20 protein-coding genes are annotated in these 17771 nt (G+C 63.3%); 7 read left to right on the top strand and 13 right to left on the bottom strand.

Annotated elements, in window-relative coordinates; translation table 11 throughout:
* Window positions 1-96: 96 nt before the first annotated feature.
* Complete coding sequence (locus JN279_RS22135) at window positions 97-1536, top strand: D-alanyl-D-alanine carboxypeptidase (RefSeq protein WP_202350225.1); 1440 nt, start codon at window positions 97-99, stop codon at window positions 1534-1536.
* Window positions 1537-1582: 46 nt separating this feature from the next.
* Here the strand turns inward: JN279_RS22135 and JN279_RS22130 are convergent, their stop codons facing one another.
* From JN279_RS22130 to JN279_RS22120, 3 genes are all read right to left on the bottom strand, one after another.
* The gene (locus JN279_RS22130) at window positions 1583-2284 is read right to left on the bottom strand and encodes a DnaJ domain-containing protein (RefSeq protein WP_096446291.1); all 702 of its coding nucleotides are present in this window, start codon (window positions 2282-2284) and stop codon (window positions 1583-1585) included.
* 275 nt (window positions 2285-2559) lie between these two features.
* Complete coding sequence (locus JN279_RS22125; protein WP_096446293.1) at window positions 2560-2997, bottom strand: DUF1489 family protein; 438 nt, start codon at window positions 2995-2997, stop codon at window positions 2560-2562.
* A 70-nt stretch (window positions 2998-3067) separates the two neighbouring features.
* Entirely contained in the window at window positions 3068-4471 is a 1404-nt protein-coding gene (locus tag JN279_RS22120; RefSeq protein ID WP_096446294.1) for an L-serine ammonia-lyase, read from the bottom strand.
* Between the two features lie 187 nt (window positions 4472-4658).
* Here JN279_RS22120 and JN279_RS22115 point away from each other — a divergent pair, with 187 nt between their 5' ends.
* Window positions 4659-5357, top strand: a complete 699-nt coding sequence (locus tag JN279_RS22115) for a cysteine hydrolase family protein (protein WP_342216261.1) — start codon at window positions 4659-4661, stop codon at window positions 5355-5357.
* 22 nt (window positions 5358-5379) lie between these two features.
* Window positions 5380-6099, top strand: coding sequence for a DUF599 domain-containing protein (locus JN279_RS22110; RefSeq protein ID WP_096446296.1), 720 nt, complete (start codon window positions 5380-5382; stop codon window positions 6097-6099).
* Here the strand turns inward: JN279_RS22110 and JN279_RS22105 are convergent.
* The 7 genes from JN279_RS22105 to JN279_RS22075 form a co-directional block, all read right to left on the bottom strand.
* Complete coding sequence (locus JN279_RS22105) at window positions 6072-6869, bottom strand: YdcF family protein (RefSeq protein ID WP_096446298.1); 798 nt, start codon at window positions 6867-6869, stop codon at window positions 6072-6074. The genes JN279_RS22110 and JN279_RS22105 overlap by 28 nt on opposite strands.
* Before the next feature lie 28 nt (window positions 6870-6897).
* Complete coding sequence (locus tag JN279_RS22100; protein ID WP_096446300.1) at window positions 6898-8463, bottom strand: amidase; 1566 nt, start codon at window positions 8461-8463, stop codon at window positions 6898-6900.
* Complete coding sequence (locus JN279_RS22095; RefSeq protein WP_096446302.1) at window positions 8463-8918, bottom strand: GNAT family N-acetyltransferase; 456 nt, start codon at window positions 8916-8918, stop codon at window positions 8463-8465. Before JN279_RS22095 ends, JN279_RS22100 begins: the two co-directional genes overlap by 1 nt.
* Before the next feature lie 7 nt (window positions 8919-8925).
* Window positions 8926-9213, bottom strand: coding sequence for an Asp-tRNA(Asn)/Glu-tRNA(Gln) amidotransferase subunit GatC (gene gatC / locus JN279_RS22090; RefSeq protein WP_027044576.1), 288 nt, complete (start codon window positions 9211-9213; stop codon window positions 8926-8928).
* A gap of 68 nt (window positions 9214-9281) precedes the next feature.
* Window positions 9282-10139 (bottom strand): radical SAM protein, encoded by an 858-nt coding sequence (locus JN279_RS22085; protein WP_244734078.1) that lies wholly within the window; start codon window positions 10137-10139, stop codon window positions 9282-9284.
* A gap of 23 nt (window positions 10140-10162) precedes the next feature.
* A complete protein-coding gene (locus JN279_RS22080; RefSeq protein ID WP_096446304.1) occupies window positions 10163-10552 on the bottom strand; it encodes a hypothetical protein in 390 nt (129 codons plus the stop codon).
* A gap of 24 nt (window positions 10553-10576) precedes the next feature.
* Window positions 10577-11284, bottom strand: coding sequence for a metal-dependent hydrolase (locus JN279_RS22075; protein ID WP_096446306.1), 708 nt, complete (start codon window positions 11282-11284; stop codon window positions 10577-10579).
* A 125-nt stretch (window positions 11285-11409) separates the two neighbouring features.
* On the opposite strand from JN279_RS22075, the gene ruvX reads away from it, so the two are divergent.
* Window positions 11410-11916 carry a Holliday junction resolvase RuvX gene (gene ruvX, locus JN279_RS22070; protein ID WP_096446308.1) on the top strand — a complete coding sequence of 169 codons (507 nt, stop codon included), beginning with the start codon at window positions 11410-11412 and terminating at the stop codon, window positions 11914-11916.
* On the opposite strand, the gene JN279_RS22065 is transcribed toward ruvX, so the two are convergent.
* The 3 genes from JN279_RS22065 to JN279_RS22055 all read right to left on the bottom strand — a co-directional run bounded on the left by JN279_RS22065 (window position 11834) and on the right by JN279_RS22055 (window position 14508).
* A complete protein-coding gene (locus JN279_RS22065) occupies window positions 11834-12175 on the bottom strand; it encodes a DUF6105 family protein (RefSeq protein WP_096446310.1) in 342 nt (113 codons plus the stop codon). The genes ruvX and JN279_RS22065 overlap by 83 nt on opposite strands.
* The gene (locus JN279_RS22060; RefSeq protein WP_096446312.1) at window positions 12175-12723 is read right to left on the bottom strand and encodes a hypothetical protein; all 549 of its coding nucleotides are present in this window, start codon (window positions 12721-12723) and stop codon (window positions 12175-12177) included. The genes JN279_RS22065 and JN279_RS22060 overlap by 1 nt, the downstream gene beginning before the upstream one ends.
* 156 nt (window positions 12724-12879) lie before the next feature.
* On the bottom strand, window positions 12880-14508 hold the full coding sequence (locus tag JN279_RS22055; RefSeq protein ID WP_096457330.1) for a DNA alkylation response protein: 1629 nt from the start codon (window positions 14506-14508) through the stop codon (window positions 12880-12882).
* Window positions 14509-14685: 177 nt separating this feature from the next.
* Between JN279_RS22055 and JN279_RS22050 the strand changes: the two genes are divergently transcribed.
* The 3 genes from JN279_RS22050 to JN279_RS22040 all read left to right on the top strand — a co-directional run bounded on the left by JN279_RS22050 (window position 14686) and on the right by JN279_RS22040 (window position 17739).
* Window positions 14686-15651, top strand: a complete 966-nt coding sequence (locus tag JN279_RS22050; RefSeq protein WP_096446314.1) for an aspartate carbamoyltransferase catalytic subunit — start codon at window positions 14686-14688, stop codon at window positions 15649-15651.
* Window positions 15648-16934, top strand: coding sequence for a dihydroorotase (locus JN279_RS22045; protein WP_096446316.1), 1287 nt, complete (start codon window positions 15648-15650; stop codon window positions 16932-16934). The genes JN279_RS22050 and JN279_RS22045 overlap by 4 nt, the downstream gene beginning before the upstream one ends.
* An 82-nt stretch (window positions 16935-17016) precedes the next feature.
* Window positions 17017-17739, top strand: a complete 723-nt coding sequence (locus JN279_RS22040; protein WP_096446318.1) for a class I SAM-dependent methyltransferase — start codon at window positions 17017-17019, stop codon at window positions 17737-17739.
* Window positions 17740-17771 lie beyond the last annotated feature (32 nt).

The raw sequence follows: 17771 nt of genomic DNA, 5'->3' as shown, positions 1-17771 counted from the left end.
TAAACGGATTGGTAACGCTGCCCCGCTAGTTTGGCTGGAAGCGAGGCAGGACCCTTTGCCGCCTCCAACGCAACGAAGAATTCAAGGGAAATATCAGTGCGTAAGGCGTTGTTGGGCATCGTTTCCAAATCCATCTCCCCTCTCAAAGCGATCATGGTCTTCGCCCTGGCGATGACGTTCGTTTGCGTCGACGTTGCCTCCTCACTGGCAGCGCGGCAGGCGGCCATTGTCGTGGACGCCAAGACGGGCAAGGTGCTGTACTCCGCGGATGCCAACGGCAGGCGCTATCCGGCGTCGCTGACCAAGATGATGACGCTCTACCTGACCTTCGAAGCCATGGCGAAGGGCAGGATCAGCAAGAACACGCCAGTGGTGTTTTCCGCCAAGGCCTCGGGCGAGGCACCGACGAAACTCGGCGTGAAGGCGGGCGGTTCAGTCACCGTCGAGACCGCGATCCTGTCGATCGTCACCAAGTCCGCGAACGACTCGGCCACCGCACTCGGTGAAATGCTTGGCGGCGATGAAAGCACTTTTGCCCGCATGATGACCGCCAAGGCGCGGCAGCTCGGCATGAACGGCACCGTCTTCCGCAACGCCAACGGCCTGCCCGACCCCGGCCAGTTCACCACCGCGCGCGACATGGCGACGCTCGGCATCGCGCTCAGGGAGCATTTCCCGCAATATTACGGCTATTTCTCGCAGCGCTCCTTTCTCTACGGCCGCCAGCGCATCAACGGTCACAACCGCTTGCTTGGCCGCATCAAGGGCGTCGACGGCATCAAGACCGGTTACACCCGCGCCTCCGGCTTCAACCTCGTCTCATCGGTTAATGACGGCAACCGCCGTCTCGTCGCCGTTGTCATGGGCGGCACGTCGGGCGGCAGCCGCGACAACCAGATGGCATCCCTGATCAACACCTACATGCCCAGGGCCTCGACCCGCGGTGGCGGCGATCTGGTTGCCAAGGCTGACAGCGGCAACCCGATCAAGGCGCTTGCCAAGGTTCTCCTGCCCAAGCACGACGCGCCGACCCCGGACGACAAGCCGGTGGCTGTGGCCAGCGCCGACGACACATCCGTTGCCGAAGACGCGACTGTTGCGCAAGGTGATGACGAAGAGAGCGCCGAAGCCGAAGCACCCAAACTGGTTGTCCCGGCAAAGAAGGTGAAGACGGTCATCGTCGCGGCGCCCAAGGTCGCCACTGCTCAGGTCGTGGCTGCCTATGCCGAGCCGGCACCGGCTGCCGAGCCGACGCCGACCGTCGATCCGGTCAACACCGCTTCGGTGCCGTCGGGCTGGGCAATCCAGGTCGCTTCGTCACCGAAGCAGTCGGAAGCCCAGGCCTTCCTCGACAAGACCTCCAAGCAGGCGCCGAAGGTGCTGGCGGATGCCGCCGGCTTCACCGTCGCTTTCGACAAGGACGGCGTCACCTATTACCGCGCCCGTTTCGGCGGCTTTGGTTCGAAGGACGCCGCCTGGAAGGCCTGCACCGCTTTGAAGAAGAAGAAAATCGAGTGCTTCGCCGTCCAGCAGTAGGACGGCGTGGAAGCGATCTCCCGGAAAAATTCTGCGTCGAAGGAGACTAGTTGTGATTGGAGAGCAAGACGTCCTTGGCTTCATTGATTCGCGCCGCCAGGAAAGACGTGCCGCCGATATCGGGGTGCAGGCGCTGCATCAGGCGGCGGTGCGCCTTGCGGACATCCGCCGCGGCGGCCCCCGCTTCAAGACCAAGGACCTTGTAGGCCTCCTCCTTAGTCATGGCGCCCGGACCTGGCGTAACACCCAGCCCTTCGCCACCGTTCGTCTCAGTGTTTTTGCGCCAGACGGGAAATCTGCCGTCAAGATACGTCTCTAGCAACTGGCGGCTCTCCGCATCGCCGGAGAGTTCGCGGTAGAGATGCTGCAACTCGCCGAGGCCCATCGCGCCAAGCATCTTGCCGTCATGGCGGCCGGCCAGGACCAGCCCTTCGAGGCCGCCCGTATTGTGATCCAGCTCCATTTCGAGCGCTGCCGTCCGCACCGTCGAGCGTTTTCCCGGCGCCGGCCTGACATCGGGCCGGTTTGCGCGTGTGGCGGCATACCAGCCAATCGCCACGAACAGGATGATGCCGCCGATTCCGCTTCGGCCGACCAGAAGCACGGCGCCGCCCACCAGCGCCAGCAGGATAGGCCCCAGTGTTCTCATCCCGCTTGCCAGTTGGGCCGGATCAGCTCGCAGAAAGGCCGAGGCGACGCCCAGGAGCACCAGCAGCAATGCGACCAGACCGATAATTGCGCCTAACATTTCCCACCGCCCCGCAGATACCCTGTCCGTTTGGACAGCCGCGTGATGTCATCAAACATTTTTTCTGCGCCGGAATGATGGCCTTCACCCGGACAGGAAGAGGATCGCCATGCGGGATGGCTTTCCAACCCCACCGTCCTTGTCGGTTTCGACAGCTTTTCATTGCGCATGGATTTCAAGATGTGGCGTTGTCGAGCCGCTTGCAAGTCCAGCGCGGAGCAAGATGGAGGGCCAGAAAGCCCGCGTCAAAGCAGGCAACGCGTCCGCGCGATGGCCTACAGCAAGCCGAGATCGGCAAGCTCGCGCCTGAGTTTCGGCGGCATCTCGACCAGTCCGGCCTTGCCCTTGCCGAGGTCGAGTGGCGCATCCGACGGTTTCAGATAGCGCCAGCCCTGGAAAGCCCGGCGCGGCTGCCAGTCGGTGCGCACGACTTTCGGGTCGAGCATCAGATGGCAGCGGCCGATGCCCTCGTCGTCGGTGAACGGCCGGATCTCGGTGATCAGCTGGCGGCATTGCACATTGCCTTTGATCACCCAGTAGAGCGACCCGCCATCGGTGATCTCGGCGCCACGCGTCGGCACCATGCGGGTGGTGTGCCAGTGTTCGGCTGGTTCACCGGCCCGGTGCCGTTCGTCGAGACGGAACTCGATCCATTCCTCGAGATCCTCGACGCTGTCGCAGCCGACGCACAGTTTTAGGAGATTGAGAGCCATTCGCTAAGGTTAGTCCGGAGCGCCGGGACGTCAACGGCCTGACGAACTTCTCCACAGTGCCAAGCGTTGCTCAGCACTCCACGACATTGACCGCGAGACCGCCAAGGCTGGTTTCCTTGTACTTCTCGTTCATGTCGAGGCCGGTCTGGCGCATGGTCTCGATCGCCGCGTCGAGCGGGACGAAGTGGACGCCGTCGCCTTTGATCGCCAGGGAGGCGGCCGTCACCGCCTTGACCGCGCCGAGCGCATTGCGCTCGATGCACGGCACTTGCACCAGACCGCCGACCGGATCGCAGGTCATGCCGAGATGGTGTTCGAGGGCGATCTCGGCGGCATTCTCGACCTGCATGGGCGTGCCGCCCATGACGGCGCAGAGGCCGGCCGCGGCCATCGCCGAGGCGGAGCCGACCTCGCCCTGGCAGCCGACCTCGGCGCCCGAGATCGAGGCATTGGTCTTGATGATGCCGCCGACGGCCGCCGCCGTCAGCAGGAAGTCGCGGATGCTCGGCTGATCAGCCTCGGGGTGAAAATGCAGCCAGTAGCGCAGCACCGCCGGCAGTGTGCCGGCCGCGCCATTGGTCGGCGCGGTGACGACGCGACCGCCTGCGGCATTCTCCTCATTGACCGCCATGGCATAGATCGACAGCCAGTCATTGGCGAGCAGCGGATTCGGCCGGTTCTGCTGCCACTGTTCCTGCAGCTTGTCGTGGAGCTGCCGTGCCCGGCGCCGCACCTTCAAACCGCCCGGCATGATGCCGTCCTGCGACAGGCCACGGTCGATGCAACTCTTCATCGCACCCCAGATGGCGTCGAGGCCGGTGTCGAGCTCCTCGCGCGACATCTGCGTTTCCTCGTTGACGCGCTTCATCTCGGCAATGGAAAGGCCGCTCTTGTCCGCCATCTTCAGCATCTCAACGGCGTTCTTGAAGGGATACGGCACCTTCTTGCCTTCGGTCGTGACCGAGCCCTTGGCCTTCATCCGCTGCAGCTCTTCTTCCGAAACCACGAAGCCGCCGCCAATCGAATAGTAGATGCGCTTGAGCAACAGACGACCGCCGGCATCGTAGGCATGGAACGCCATGCCGTTGGCGTGACCGGTAAGCGGCGTCTTGCGGTCGAGTACGAGATCGGTAGCCGGGTCGAAATGGTAGGAGGTGTGACCGGGCGGTGAAATCATCTTGTCGCCGGTGATGCGGCTGATGATGCCGTCGGCCTGGTCGGGGTCGACCGTCTGCGGCGTCTGGCCGGCAAGACCGAGAATGACGGCGCGGTCGCTGCCATGGCCGATGCCGGTATACGCAAGCGAGCCATGCAGGCTGGCGCCGATGCGGGCGACCTTGGCGCCGGTGGGCCGCGGCCAGTCATCGCCCGCGACTTCGTCGAGAAACCGCCGCGCCGCCGTCATCGGCCCCATCGTGTGCGAGCTCGAGGGACCGATACCGATCTTGAACAGGTCGAAAACCGAAAGGAACACGCTGTCTCCTGAAGTCACGTCGAGGACTACATATAGGAATTCCCCAGATGTTTCCGCTCTTTTGACAATCGCGGCGCAGCACCTGCCGACCTTGTTTGCTCCGGCAGCGACATTGATTGCCGGACCGTCGGGGCGCGGCTATTCTTTGCGTGACGCACCAGCGCGGTTTGCGGTTGCCGAGGGGGACATGATGCTCGTGTTGAATGCCAGGCCGAAACCAGTGCATATCGCCCCTAAGAAGACCGCCGTGGTCGTCGTCGACATGCAGAACGCCTTTGTCTCGGCGGGTGGGATGTTCGACCTTGCAGGCATCGACATTTCCGGTGCCACCCCGGCCATTGAAGCCAACAGGCGCCTGCTTGGCGTGGCCCGCGAAAACGGCGTGCCGGTCGTCTACCTCCAGATGTCCTACCGGCCCGACCTCAGCGACGCGGGAGACCCCTCCTCGCCGAACTACCAAAAGGAATTGGGCATGGTGCTGATGCGCGAGCGCCCGGAGCTGCGCGGCAGGCTGCTGATCGACGACAGCTGGGATTGGCGGATCGTCGATGCATTGAAGCCCGAACCGGGCGACCAGGTCATCCGCAAGTCGCGCTACAGCGGCTTTTGCAACACCGGCCTGGAAGCCTATCTGCGCGCCCGGGAAATCCGCTATCTCCTGTTCACCGGGGTCGCCACCAACATCTGCGTCGACGCGACCGCGCGCGACGCCTACATGCTGGAATTCTGGCCCATCCTGGTCGAGGACGCGATCAACCATTCGGGTCCGGACTTCAATCGCCAGTCGACATTGTGGAATTTCGAGAACGCCCTGGGCTGGGTCACCAGGACAGACATGGTGGTCGAAGCCTTGCAAATGCAAGCCGCCGAACCCTTGCTGACGTAAGAAGCCAGGGTAAGAACAGAACATGGGCAATTCCTCCTATCTATCGACGGCCGATCTTGCGGCACTGGGCCTTTTCCTCCTCGCCTGGGTGCTGCACACGCTTGCTTCCGACGGCAGGCTGGTCAGCCGCGTGTCGTTGACGACGGCGATGAATGCGCAGCGCGAAGCCTGGATGCGCACCATGGCCGAGCGCGAAATCCGTATCGTCGACACCGCCATCATGAGCGGCCTGCAGCAGGGAACCGCCTTCTTCGCCTCGAGTTCGCTGATCGCGCTCGGCGGCTGCTTTGCTTTGCTCGGCGCGTCCGACCGTGTGCTTGAAGTGCTGAGCAACCTCCCCTTGGGTGGCGCGCCGTCGCGCCCGGCCTTTCAGATCAAGGTGCTGGGACTGGTGCTGATCCTGGCCTTTTCCTTCTTCAAATTCGGCTGGGCCTACCGGCTGTTCAACTATTGCTCGATCCTGATCGGCGCCGTGCCGATCCCGCATGGCGAAGCCTCGCGCAATCCGGTCACGCAAACGGCGGTGTGGCGCGCGACGCAAATGAACATGCTGGCCGGCAAGCATTTCAACTCCGGCCTGCGCGGCGTGTTCTTCTCGATCGGCTATCTCGGCTGGTTCGTCGATCCGATGGTGTTCGTGCTGTCGACGCTTCTACTGCTGGCCGTGCTGGTGCGGCGCCAGTTTTTCTCGGCGGCGCGGCGCGCCGTCATCGGTCAGCCGCCAGGTGCCGGAAAAGGTTGATCGATGCGGCCGGAAAGCCAATAGGCGAAAAGCCCGATCCATTCGCGAACCGCGATGGTCGTGTTCTGCACGGAATCAATCGCATTGTCGCGAAACAAGCCGACACCTTCCTTGCCCGAGGTTCGATAGTCGACCGGCCATGGAACGGTTGGAAAACCAGCCTTGTCGAACAGCGCCTTGGCCCGTGGCATGTGGAAGGCGGAGGTCACCAGCAGCCAGGTCTCGCCCGGCTTCGGTTCGACAAGTTTGCGGCTGAAGACTGCATTTTCATAGGTGTTGCGGGACTTGTCCTCGAGGACAAGACGATCGGCCGATACACCGAGCGGAACGAGCAGGCGGGACGCGGTGTCTGCGTCCCCCTCGGCGTCGATGAAAAAAGCGCCGTGTCCGCCTGATACAACCACCTTGGCCTGTGGGAAGCGCCGGGCGAGGATTGCGGTCTCGACCATGCGGTCACCGCTGCTGCTCAATTCATAGCCGCCACGCGCTAAGTTGATGGCGCCCTCGAAGCCGCCGCCCAGCACGATGATGCCGTCGACCTTTTGCGGCAGCGGCGGGCGCGGGAAACGCTCCTCGAGCGGGTTGAGCATCATCGCGCCAAGCGACGTCCAGGTCGAGAGCGCGAGGATCAGAAACGCCAGCACGCTGCCGCTGACAGCCAGCCGCCGCCGGCCGATCAGCCCGGCAATCAACCCTGCCAGAAGCAGGAAGATCGTCAGGTTGAGCGGCTGGATGAAGAACCAAAAGATCTTGGACACGTAGAAGAACATCGCTCACCCCTTCAGACGAGCGATACCCTTACCACCACTTCTCCGGCTGAAATGTGCCGGCGGCCTGCTCGATGACGGCGGCGGTCTGGAACAGCGTCTCTTCCTCGAACGGCCGGCCGATCAGCTGCAGGCCAAGCGGCAGGCCCTTGGGGTCGAGGCCGGCAGGCACGGCGATGCCCGGCAGGCCGGCCATGTTCACGGTGACCGTGAAAATGTCGTTGAGGTACATCTTGACCGGATCGGCGGCCATGTCCTCGTCGGCGATGCCGAAGGCGGCCGAGGGCGTTGCCGGGGTCAGGATGACGTCGACGCCGGCGGCGAAAACATTCTCGAAGTCGCGCTTGATCAGGTTGCGCACCTTCTGCGCCTGCAGATAGTAGGCGTCGTAATAGCCGGCCGACAGCACATAGGTGCCGATCATGATGCGGCGCTTGACCTCGCGGCCGAAACCGGCGGCGCGGGTCTTCTCATACATCTCGACAATGTCCTTGCCCGGCACGCGCAGGCCGTAGCGGACGCCGTCATAGCGCGCCAGGTTGGACGAAGCCTCGGCCGGCGCCACGATGTAATAGGCCGGCAGCGCGTATTTCGTGTGCGGCAGCGAAATGTCGACGATCTCGGCGCCGGCATCCCTCAGCCAGGCAATGCCCTTCTGCCACAGCGCCTCGATCTCTTCGGGCATGCCGTCGACACGATATTCCTTGGGAATGCCGACCTTCATGCCCCTGATCGGCTTGCCGATCGCCGCTTCATAATCCGGCACCGGCCGGTCGACCGAGGTCGTGTCCTTCGGATCGACCGAGGCCATGGATTTGAGCAGGATCGCGGCATCGCGCACGTCACGCGCGATCGGCCCGGCCTGGTCGAGCGACGAGGCGAAGGCGACGATGCCCCAGCGCGAACAGCGGCCATAGGTCGGCTTGATGCCGACCGTGCCGGTAAAGGCCGCCGGCTGGCGGATCGAGCCACCGGTATCGGTCGCTGTCGCGCCGGCGCACAGGAAGGCCGAGACAGCGGTCGCCGAACCACCGGACGAACCGCCCGGCACCAGCTGTGCATTGTCCAGGCTGCGCTGGGTTCTCGTGCCGCCGGCCGAGACGAAGCCGCCGTCGCCCTGATGCGTCGTCGGCATCACCACTGTGTCGAGGCGCGAGCGCCGCCACGGGTTGATGACCGGGCCGTAATAAGAGGTCTCGTTGGACGAGCCCATGGCGAACTCATCCATGTTGAGTTTGCCGAGCATCACCGCGCCGTCGGCCCACAGATTGGCGGTAACGGTCGATTCGTAGCGCGGCTTGAAGCCGTCGAGCACATGGCTGCAGGCCTGCGTGTGGACGCCTTCGGTGCCGAACAGGTCCTTGATTCCCAGCGGAATGCCTTCCAGCGCACCGCCCTCGCCCTTGACCAGCCTGGCGTCGGACGCCTTGGCCATGTCGCGTGCCTTGTCGCCGGTCACCGCGACATAGGCATTAAGCGCCGGATTGGCGCGATCGATCGCCGAGAGATAGGCCTCGGTGATCTCGGTCGCGGTGATTTCCTTGCCGCGCAGCTTGGCACGGGCCTGCGAAATCGTCAGTCGGGTCAGGTCGCTCATCAAAGGCTCTTTTCGTAAAACACCGACCACTCGGAATCGGGATAATCCAGCACCGGGCCGCAGCGCGAGAAGCCGGCACGTTCGTAGACGGTCCAGGCGGCAGGATGACGATCGCCCGTCTCCAGCACCAGCCGCTTCAGTCCTTCCTGCCTCGCCAGCGCTTCGACCCGCTCGACGATCTGGGCGCCGATCTTGCGGCCGCGATGCGAAGGCCGCGTATACATGCGCTTGACCTCGCCAATGGTGCCACCATGGCGCTTCAGCGCGCCACAGCCGATGGCGATGCCATCGTCGCGGGCGATGAAAACGGTGGTGTCCTGGCCTGCCATCTGCTCGACCGTCAGATGGTAGCAATGCTCCGGCGGCGTCAATTCGAGCAAGGTCTCGTTGAGTTCGTGGACCAGGCCACGCACGTCGTCCTGCAGCGGCGTCTCGATGGCGATCTCGATGGCCATCGTCGACCTACTCCACGACCTTCGGCACGAGGAAGAAATTCTCTTCGGTCGCCGGCGCATTGGCGACGATGTCGGCCGCCTTGTTGCCGTCGGTGACGACGTCCTGACGCTTCTTCATCTCCATCGGCGTCACCGAGGTCATCGGCTCGACGCCGGACACATCGACTTCGTTCAGCTGTTCGACGAAACCCAGTATGGCATTCAGCTCGCCGGTCATGCGTTCTGCATCTTCCTCGCTCACGGCGATGCGGGCGAGACGCGCGACGCGCTTCACTGTCTTGACATCAACGGACATACATTTTGCCTCGGGAAAACCAGTCCGGGCTATAGCGGCGCCGCGCGCGGCGCGCAACAGGCATCGAACTAGGCAGCCGTGCTGACCTGGTCCTTGGGGCGGCGCAGCGGGTTGGGCAACTCGAACAATCGCCTCTTTGACGAGCACATGCCGCATGCGTCTTCGTCTTCCAGCGCGGCGAAGGCTCGCAATTGCGCATTGGAACAGCCCGGCTCAAGCGGTCGATATGCCAGATAGGGATCCCACTTGTCGGAAAGGCGGTATTTTGCCTTCTGCATCGGCAGATAGGCGAGTGGCGCACACTTCCAGATTTGTCCGGCGTGGAGTTGTTTGCATTGGCGAGCCGGGCAGATTTCCCAACTGGCGCGAGGATCGCCATCCTCGAACGGCGCCATGGTGTCGCCGAAGCCTTCGTAGCGACGGGTCCAGTTTTTGTCTGATGGGCGGATCTGGATATGCAGTTCATGTTCCCGGCGCCATACCTCCAGGAGATCGAAGATCGGTTTCAATCTCTCCTGGTACTCCTCTGAGGCGTGATGAACCGAGACACTCAATTGGGTATTGCCGTCTGCGGCGAGAATCGCCGGCAATGTCGGATGACGGTGCAGGAAAAAGCCGTTGCTGACGATCTCTATGCGGGCGCTCGGCCAGTGCCGCCGGACCAGCCCGACGAAGGCAGGCAGTTCTGGATGGATGGTGGGCTCTCCGCCCAGGATGGAGAACCAGGTGACGTCTATGCGCCGGCTCCACAATCCCATCCAGCGATCCGCCTCCTCGAGCGAGACGGTGCCGGAATGGCCGTGATTGGAGTAGTGCGAACAGCTTTCGCAAGAGAGATTACAGCCATGCGCGACATGCAGTTCCAGTTTTGGGAACACCAGCCACTCACGGCGAAAAAGCGACTTGATGCGCTTCAGCATCGTCATGGCAGGGCAACGCCCTCGCACAGTTAGTAGCTGCCGCTGTTGCCGCTCGCCTCGCTTTCGTCATCAATCGGCCGGACCGACACGAGATCGAGCTGCGTCGGGCTGATCCGCGTCACCGACAGGACATCGGGAAAGACATAGCCCGGTTCCTGGCAGATGGCTGTCACCGCCCAGCTCGGCGAGCGCGTCGCCTTGCTGACCTGCACGAACTCGCAATTGTACTCGACGCCCTGCAGGCCATGCACGGAAAGCACTATGTTGCCGGCGTCGATCAACGTCTGCAGCGTGTCCTTCCTGGCCTGCGTGCAAAGCTCCTCGGACTGAAGGTAGACGCCTTCGATGAAGTCATCCGCGGCGAGCGCGGGCGATGCCGCGACAAACATCGACACACAAAGAGATCGCCCCAACGCCATGGATTTGTTCCGCTTTGGCTGTTTCTAGATCGTAATCGTCTGACCGATATCAGGCAATGCGACCTTCACACCGGATCCCTCCAGGCCGGTCTGGAATTTCTCCGGCGTCGGATCGATCATCGGGAACGTACCGAAATGGCAGGGGACGACGGTGTCGAACTTGAAAAAGCGGCGGCAGGCAAGTGCCGCGACCGCGCCGCCCATGGTGAAACGGTCGCCGATCGGCACGATGCCGATCTTCGGCTCATGCAATTCGTTGATTAGTGCCATGTCGGAAAAGATGTCGGTATCGCCCATATGGTAGAGCGTCCGGTCTTCCGGGAAATGCAGGACCAGCCCGCCCGGATTGCCGAGATAGACGTTCGTGCCGCCGTCTTCGCCAAACGAGGAGGAGTGCAGTGCCTGGACGAAAGTGGTGGTGAAGCCGCCGCAATCGACAGTGCCGCCGATGTTGCCCGGATTGATCTTGCTGCCGTCGGCGCCCTTGCCGACCAGATACATGCAGATCTCGAAATTGGCGACCAGCTGGGCGCCGCTTTTGCCAAGCACTTCCAGCACGCCGCTGATGTGGTCGTTGTGTCCGTGCGTCAGCAGCACATGCGTTATCCCTTCGGCCGGCCCTTCCCAGCCGCCCGTCCAGGACGGATTGCCGATCAGATAGGGGTCGATGAGAATCTTGGCGTCGCCGGTCTCGATACGGAAGGCCGAATGGCCATACCAGGTCAGTTTCATGAAATGCATTCCTCGATTTTTGTCAGGTCAAAGGATAGAACGCCGATGTCCCCGAGATCAAAGGGTATAGTGTCCGCCGCGCATCCGGAAGGATGCGTGCCGCTGAAAAAGACGAGGGAAAACCGTTGGCTGTCATCACGATTGAGCAATTGCCGGCACGGCTCACTGGTGGCAGGACGCTGGCGGGGCTCGATCTCGGCGACAAGACGATCGGCGTCGCGGTTTCCGACCGGGGATTCTCCTTCGCCCATCCGCGCCCGGTCATCATGCGCAGGAAATTCTCGCTCGACGCCGCCGTGCTCCTGGCCTTGCTGGAGAAGGAGAATGTCGGCGCTGTGGCGATCGGACTGCCAATCAACATGGATGGGTCGGAAGGTCCGCGCGCGCAGAAATCACGCGCCTTCGTGCGCAACATGGCGCAACTGAGCGACCTGCCCTTCGTCTTCTGGGATGAGCGGCTCTCGACGGTGGCCGCCGAAAGGACGCTGATCGAAATGGATTTCTCGCGCGCCAAGCGCGCCGGCAAGATCGATTCGGCGGCCGCAGCCTTTATTCTCCAGGGAGTTTTGGACCGGCTTCAGTCGCTCGCTGCATCCGATCGAACGGAACCGGACCCTCCCAGCGCTGCTTAAGCCAGCCGGCGATTTCGCGGCGACGGCGGAACGCCCACAGCGCCATCAGCAGAAATCCGTCGAAGATGCACGTCTTCGCCACCAGGCCTGGGATGATCGTCGGGTCGACGCCTAGCATCTGGCCATAGAGCTGGAAGAAGAAGTCATGCATCTGCCGGCTGAGCATCACATAACCGAAATTCATGTCATTGGCCGACAGATAGAACCAGCCCCAGAACAGCGCCATCGGAGCCGCCCAAAATGCGAAGATGTAGCGCATCAGCGGCCTCCCTTGCCGTTCGGACCGGCCCGGCCCGATATCAGGGAGAGCAGTGAATTATGGGCCGCCGCCTTCGCCATGTTGTGCGCGGTGGCGTGGAAATCGGCGTCATCGGACGCGGCTGCCGAGCGCCGCTCGGCGAGCATCGCGACATAGGAGGCCAGAAGTGCGGCCAATTGCACCGCGACGACCATGAACAGCCCGTTGATGCCTTGCGCGGCGCCACCGATCAGGATCATCGACAGCACACCGGAAGCGGAAATGAAGGCGATACGAACAACGCTGTCGGCGCCCGGGCTGGCCGCATCGTTGATCAAGGAATCGACAAAGGCCCAGAAGAACAGCACCGACACGACCAGCAAGGCGATCGCCAGCGGCGCGACGACGACGACATTCTCCAGATTGACGAACCGGGCGCTCTCGACGGTCACCCCAAGCACGCCGAGCGCTGCCGTCACACCGCGGTCTCCATCGATGCAGATCAGCGCCAGCAGGGCGAAGACAATCGCCCAGTGCACGGACAGAAAGGAGGTCAGTACGTGTCGCATCGTGGTTCCTGCTTCGGCAGGAATGACAGTGGGCTTTGCAGCCCGCCGCCGCAATGGAAACCATTTGTTAAGGTTAACGACGATCCACAGGACGCACCACGATGTCCTCGGAAGCGTTCAACTGATCAAAGAATCGAGCGGTGCGCCGTTCTCGGCTCAGTTCAACGGCGGATAGAGCGTGTCGATGATCATGCGCGCGTCGTGGCGCGAATCGATCATGCCATAGGTGTTGCGCCACTGGCCGGCCAGGCGGGTCTCGACGAAGGCATCGGCAATCCGCCCTGCCCCGAGCCGCCGCAGTTCCGCCGCGGCTGCCGACAACGCCAGCTGTTCGGTCAGCAGGCGTGCCGAGCCCTCATCGGTCGAAGCTACCTGCATCGCGGCCTTCAGCACACCGATCGTACCGCGCCCGCCGGCGCCGAGGTCACGGTCGATGCCGGCCAGCACCTCTTCGAACAGTCCGGGCGCGCGGCCGAGCACGCGCAGCACATCGAGCGCCATGACATTGCCCGACCCTTCCCAGATCGCGTTGACAGGGGCCTCGCGATAATAACGGGCGAGCGGCGCTTCCTCGACATAGCCATTACCGCCGAGACACTCCATCGCCTCGTAGAGCAGCGGCGGCGCGATCTTGCACACCCAGTATTTGACGACCGGCGTCATGGCGCGGGCAAACGCCGCCTCGCCGCGATCGCTCGCTGCCTCGTCGAAGGAGCGCGCTAGCCGGAACGACAGCGCGGTGGCGGCGGCAACATCGAGCGCCATGTCGGCCAGCACGCGCTGCATCAGCGGCTGTTCGATCAACGTCGAGCCGAAAACCTGGCGATGGCGGGCATGATGAACCGCTTCCGCCAGCCCCGCCCGCATGATTGCCGAGGACGCCACCGCGCAGTCGAGCCGGGTCAGAGTGACCATGTCCATGATCGTCTTCACGCCGGCGCCGGGTTCGCCGACCATCTCGCCGATGGCGTTGACGAATTCGACTTCGGAAGACGCGTTGGAACGGTTGCCGAGCTTGTCCTTCAGCCGCTGGAAGCGGAAGCCATTGCCCGTCCCGTCGCCGAGAACGCGTGGCACGAGGAAGCAGGACAGTCCTTCCGGCGCCTGCGCCAGAACCAGGAAGGCGTCCGACATCGGCGCCGACATGAACCATTTGTGCCCGGTCAGGCGATAAAACCCGCTGCCAGCGCGTTCGGCCCTGGTCACATTGGCGCGCACATCCGTGCCGCCCTGTTTCTCGGTCATGCCCATGCCGAGTGTCAGCCCGGTCTTCTCGACCGGCGGCTTCTGGCTCTGGTCGTATTTGCGCGTCGTCACCCGCGGCGCCCATTCACGAAACAGCTTTGGGCTGGCCATCAGCGCCGCCAGCGAGGCGCTGGTCATGGTGATGGGGCAAAGGTGCCCGGTCTCGAGCTCGGCGGTCAGATAGAAACGGGCGGCGCGCACCTGATGGCGGCGGCCGATCTCGGCATCGCCATTTTCCCAGACCGAGGAATGCAGCCCGTTGGCCACCGAGCGCCGCATCAAGGCATGGTAGGCGGGATGGAACTCGACCAGGTCGATGCGCCGTCCCTGACGATCATGCGTCCTGAGTTTCGGCGTCTCGACATTGGCCAGACGCGCCAGTTCCTGCGCTTCCTGCGTCAGCACGAAACGGCCGAGCCCGTCGAGATCCTTGCGCACCGGATCGGAAAACCGCTCGGCAAGCTGAATCAGCAACGGATCGCCTCGCCAGGCGTTGCCGCCCGTCAGCGGCGGCGGCTGGTTCGTTACGTCGTCGGTCACGCCCAATCCTTCAATCGGTAGAAAGGTCCCTATCGTGCCAAAGCCACGAATCCAAGGCCATCGGCTAGATATAGCCAAGCGCTGCCGCGCGCGCGACGAAAATACCGGGGAGAACGGCGCCAATCCAAAGCTGGCGCTTGCGGGCGCAAAATCCGCACCCTATAGCAGCGCCTTGAGATGACCGACGCTTCGTCCCTGCCACTCTACCCTCACCGCCATCTTTTGGGCATCAGCGACCTTTCGCCCGCCGACATCGAGCTGTTGCTCGACAGGGCGGATCGCGCCGTTGCGATTTCGCGGCAGTCCGAGAAGAAAACCTCGACGCTGCGCGGCCGCACCCAGATCAACCTGTTCTACGAGGCTTCGACCCGCACACAGTCTTCGTTCGAACTGGCCGGAAAGCGGCTTGGTGCCGACGTCATGAACATGTCGGTGGCAAGTTCCTCGGTGAAGAAGGGCGAGACGCTCATCGACACGGCGATGACGCTGAATGCCATGCGGCCCGACATATTGATCATCCGCCACCAATCGGCGGGCGCGGCCGCCCTTCTGGCCCAAAAGGTCGGCTGCTCCGTGGTCAATGCCGGCGACGGGGCGCATGAACACCCGACACAGGCGCTGCTCGACGCGCTGACCATCCGCCGCGCCAAGGGGCCGCTGTCGAAGCTGATCGTCGCGATCTGCGGTGACATCCTGCATTCACGCGTCGCGCGCTCCAACATCATGCTGCTCAACGCACTTGGCGCGCAGGTTCGGGTCGTCGCACCCTCGACACTGTTGCCCAGTGGCATCGAGAAAATGGGCGTCATCGTCACGCGGTCGATGGCCGAGGGCCTCAAGGGCGCCGACGTGGTGATGATGCTGCGCCTGCAGCGCGAACGGATGGAAGGCGCCTTCGTGCCTTCGGTGCGCGAATATTTCCGCTATTTCGGCCTCGATGCCGAAAAGCTGAAGGCCGCCAAGGACGACGCAATGGTGATGCATCCGGGCCCGATGAACCGCGGCGTCGAGATCGCCTCGGAAATCGCCGACGGCCCGCAAAGCGTCATCCAGGAACAGGTGGAGATGGGCGTTGCCGTGCGCATGGCGGTGATGGAAGCGCTGCTCGATCCGCGTCGTAATCAAGAGGGCCGCGGCGCATGAGCACGACGGTCTTTGAACGCGCCCGCATCGTCGACCCTTCACGCGGCATCGACGAAGTCGGCACTGTTGTCGTCGATGGCAGGAAAATCGTTGCCGCCGGCAAGGCGGCGCTGAACCAGGGCGCGCCCGATGGCGCCACCGTTATCGACTGTGCCGGCAAGGCGGTCATTCCCGGCCTGATCGACGGCCGCGTCTTCATCGGCGAGCCGGGCGGCGAGCATCGCGAAACCATCGCTTCGGCGAGTGTCGCCGCGGCCGCCGGCGGCGTCACCTCTGTCGTCATGATGCCGGACACCGATCCGGTGATCGACAATGTCGCGCTGGTCGAGTTCGTGCTGCGCACCGCCAAGGACACGGCGATCGTCAATGTCTTCCCGGCTGCGGCGATCACCAAGGGGCTCGATGGTCGCGAGATGACCGAGTTCGGCCTGCTGCGCGAAGCCGGCGCCGTCGCCTTCACCGATGGCCGCCACACTATAGCAAGCGCGCTGGTGATGCGCCGGGCGCTGACCTATGCGCGCGACTTCGGCGCCACCATCGTGCATGAAACGCAGGATGCCGACCTCGGTTCATCCGGCGTGATGAACGAAGGCCTGTACGCCAGCTGGCTCGGCCTCTCCGGCATTCCGCGTGAAGCTGAATCGATCCCACTCGAGCGCGACCTTGCGTTGGCGCGGCTGACGCGCGGTTCCTACCACGCGGCAAAGATCTCGACGGCGATGGCGGCAAACGCCGTGACGCGCGCCAAAGCTGACGGCGCTGCCGTCACCTCGGGCGTGTCGATCCACAATCTGTCGCTCAATGAAAACGATGTCGGCGAGTACCGCACCTTCTTCCGCCTGACGCCGCCGCTGCGCGCCGAGGAAGATCGGCTGGCGATGATCGAGGCGGTCAGGGACGGCACGGTCGACATCATCGTCTCCTCGCACGATCCGCAGGATGTCGACACCAAGCGCCTGCCCTTCGCCGATGCCGCCGCCGGTGCCATCGGCCTCGAAACGCTTCTGGGCGCCGCCTTGCGGCTCTACCACAATGGCGATGTGCCCTTGCTACGCCTGGTCGAAACGCTCTCCACCGCGCCGGCAAAGCTGTTCGGCCTGCCCGGCGGCACACTGAAGCCAGGCGCTGTCGCCGATCTTGCCCTTGTCGATCTCGATGAACCCTGGATCGTCAGTGAAAGCGGCATTCGCTCGCGCTCGAAAAACACCTGCTTCGAAGGTGCCCGCCTGCAAGGCAAGGTCTTGCAAACGCTGGTGGCGGGCCGCACAGTGTTTTCAGCTTAACCCTGCCGGCCAGCAGCTCTACGGCACTCTGGTTTCGCAGTACTGTGAACCGTCATCCACTGCTTTACCCAAGAGCCTGTGCATGAGATCGCATCACCCTTCCTGGTTGCAGTCGATCTGGCATCGCTTGCGTCCCCCGCCGAAGTTCATCGTCCCGCAGAAGTTCAACCGGAATTCCCAGAAGGTGAGTTCCCTGATGCCGCCGGAGGATAGCGGTGCCTGGCTGCTGGAGAGGATGCGGCAGCAGATAGGATTGAAGACACTGGCAGCCAGCCGGCTCCTCGATTTCGGCTGCGGCGTCCGGTTCACCCAGGCCATCCTGGACCACAGGATTCCGATCCGCTCCTACACCGGTGTCGACTGCTTCGCGGAGATGATCGGCTTCCTGCGCTCCACCGTGCGCGATCGCCGTTTCTCCTATGTGCTTCTGGACGCGCACCACTCGCTCTACAACCCGAAGGGGCGCCCACTCTCCAACGAGACGGAACTCCCGCTGCCCTTGCACGCCTTTGACATCGTCTCGCTATTTTCCGTGATCACCCACCAGAGCCCCGATGACGCCGTGTTCATCTTCACCCTGCTGCGCCGCCACACGGCGGCCCAGGGCCGCCTGCTTTTCACTTGCTTCCTGGATGCCGGGATCGCCGGGTTCGAGGACAGGAGCCCGGACAAGAACGGCGGCAGGTGCTTTTACAACCCCGACTTCCTTACCCGTCTGGTGGAAGACTGCGGCTGGCGAATCGTCCAAAGAGCGCCAGGCGATGGGCCCCTGATCGGCGACTCGTTCGTCTGCGCCTTGGCTTGAACGCAAGCCAAGGCGATGACATAAGAAAATAC

It is taken from the genome of Mesorhizobium sp. 113-1-2, from assembly GCF_016756475.1.
GTDB classification, from domain to species: Bacteria; Pseudomonadota; Alphaproteobacteria; order Rhizobiales; family Rhizobiaceae; genus Mesorhizobium; species Mesorhizobium loti_C.
This window is presented reverse-complemented; position numbering and strand designations above follow the sequence as displayed.

Bases quoted from the DNA above. Each gene is read 5' to 3' on its own strand.
- JN279_RS22065 (WP_096446310.1), bottom strand. From the start codon at position 12,175: ATGCGCTACATCTTCGCATTTTGGGCGGCTCCGATGGCGCTGTTCTGG.
- JN279_RS22100 (WP_096446300.1), bottom strand. From the start codon at position 8,463: ATGAGCGACCTGACCCGACTGACGATTTCGCAGGCCCGTGCCAAGCTG.
- JN279_RS22040 (WP_096446318.1), top strand. From the start codon at position 17,017: ATGAGATCGCATCACCCTTCCTGGTTGCAGTCGATCTGGCATCGCTTG.
- gatC (WP_027044576.1), bottom strand. From the start codon at position 9,213: ATGTCCGTTGATGTCAAGACAGTGAAGCGCGTCGCGCGTCTCGCCCGC.
- JN279_RS22050 (WP_096446314.1), top strand. From the start codon at position 14,686: ATGACCGACGCTTCGTCCCTGCCACTCTACCCTCACCGCCATCTTTTG.
- JN279_RS22130 (WP_096446291.1), bottom strand. From the start codon at position 2,284: ATGTTAGGCGCAATTATCGGTCTGGTCGCATTGCTGCTGGTGCTCCTG.
- JN279_RS22080 (WP_096446304.1), bottom strand. From the start codon at position 10,552: ATGGCGTTGGGGCGATCTCTTTGTGTGTCGATGTTTGTCGCGGCATCG.
- JN279_RS22075 (WP_096446306.1), bottom strand. From the start codon at position 11,284: ATGAAACTGACCTGGTATGGCCATTCGGCCTTCCGTATCGAGACCGGC.
- JN279_RS22095 (WP_096446302.1), bottom strand. From the start codon at position 8,918: ATGGCCATCGAGATCGCCATCGAGACGCCGCTGCAGGACGACGTGCGT.
- JN279_RS22105 (WP_096446298.1), bottom strand. From the start codon at position 6,869: ATGTTCTTCTACGTGTCCAAGATCTTTTGGTTCTTCATCCAGCCGCTC.
- JN279_RS22125 (WP_096446293.1), bottom strand. From the start codon at position 2,997: ATGGCTCTCAATCTCCTAAAACTGTGCGTCGGCTGCGACAGCGTCGAG.
- JN279_RS22110 (WP_096446296.1), top strand. From the start codon at position 5,380: ATGGGCAATTCCTCCTATCTATCGACGGCCGATCTTGCGGCACTGGGC.
- JN279_RS22085 (WP_244734078.1), bottom strand. From the start codon at position 10,139: ATGACGATGCTGAAGCGCATCAAGTCGCTTTTTCGCCGTGAGTGGCTG.
- JN279_RS22045 (WP_096446316.1), top strand. From the start codon at position 15,648: ATGAGCACGACGGTCTTTGAACGCGCCCGCATCGTCGACCCTTCACGC.
- JN279_RS22060 (WP_096446312.1), bottom strand. From the start codon at position 12,723: ATGCGACACGTACTGACCTCCTTTCTGTCCGTGCACTGGGCGATTGTC.
- JN279_RS22115 (WP_342216261.1), top strand. From the start codon at position 4,659: ATGATGCTCGTGTTGAATGCCAGGCCGAAACCAGTGCATATCGCCCCT.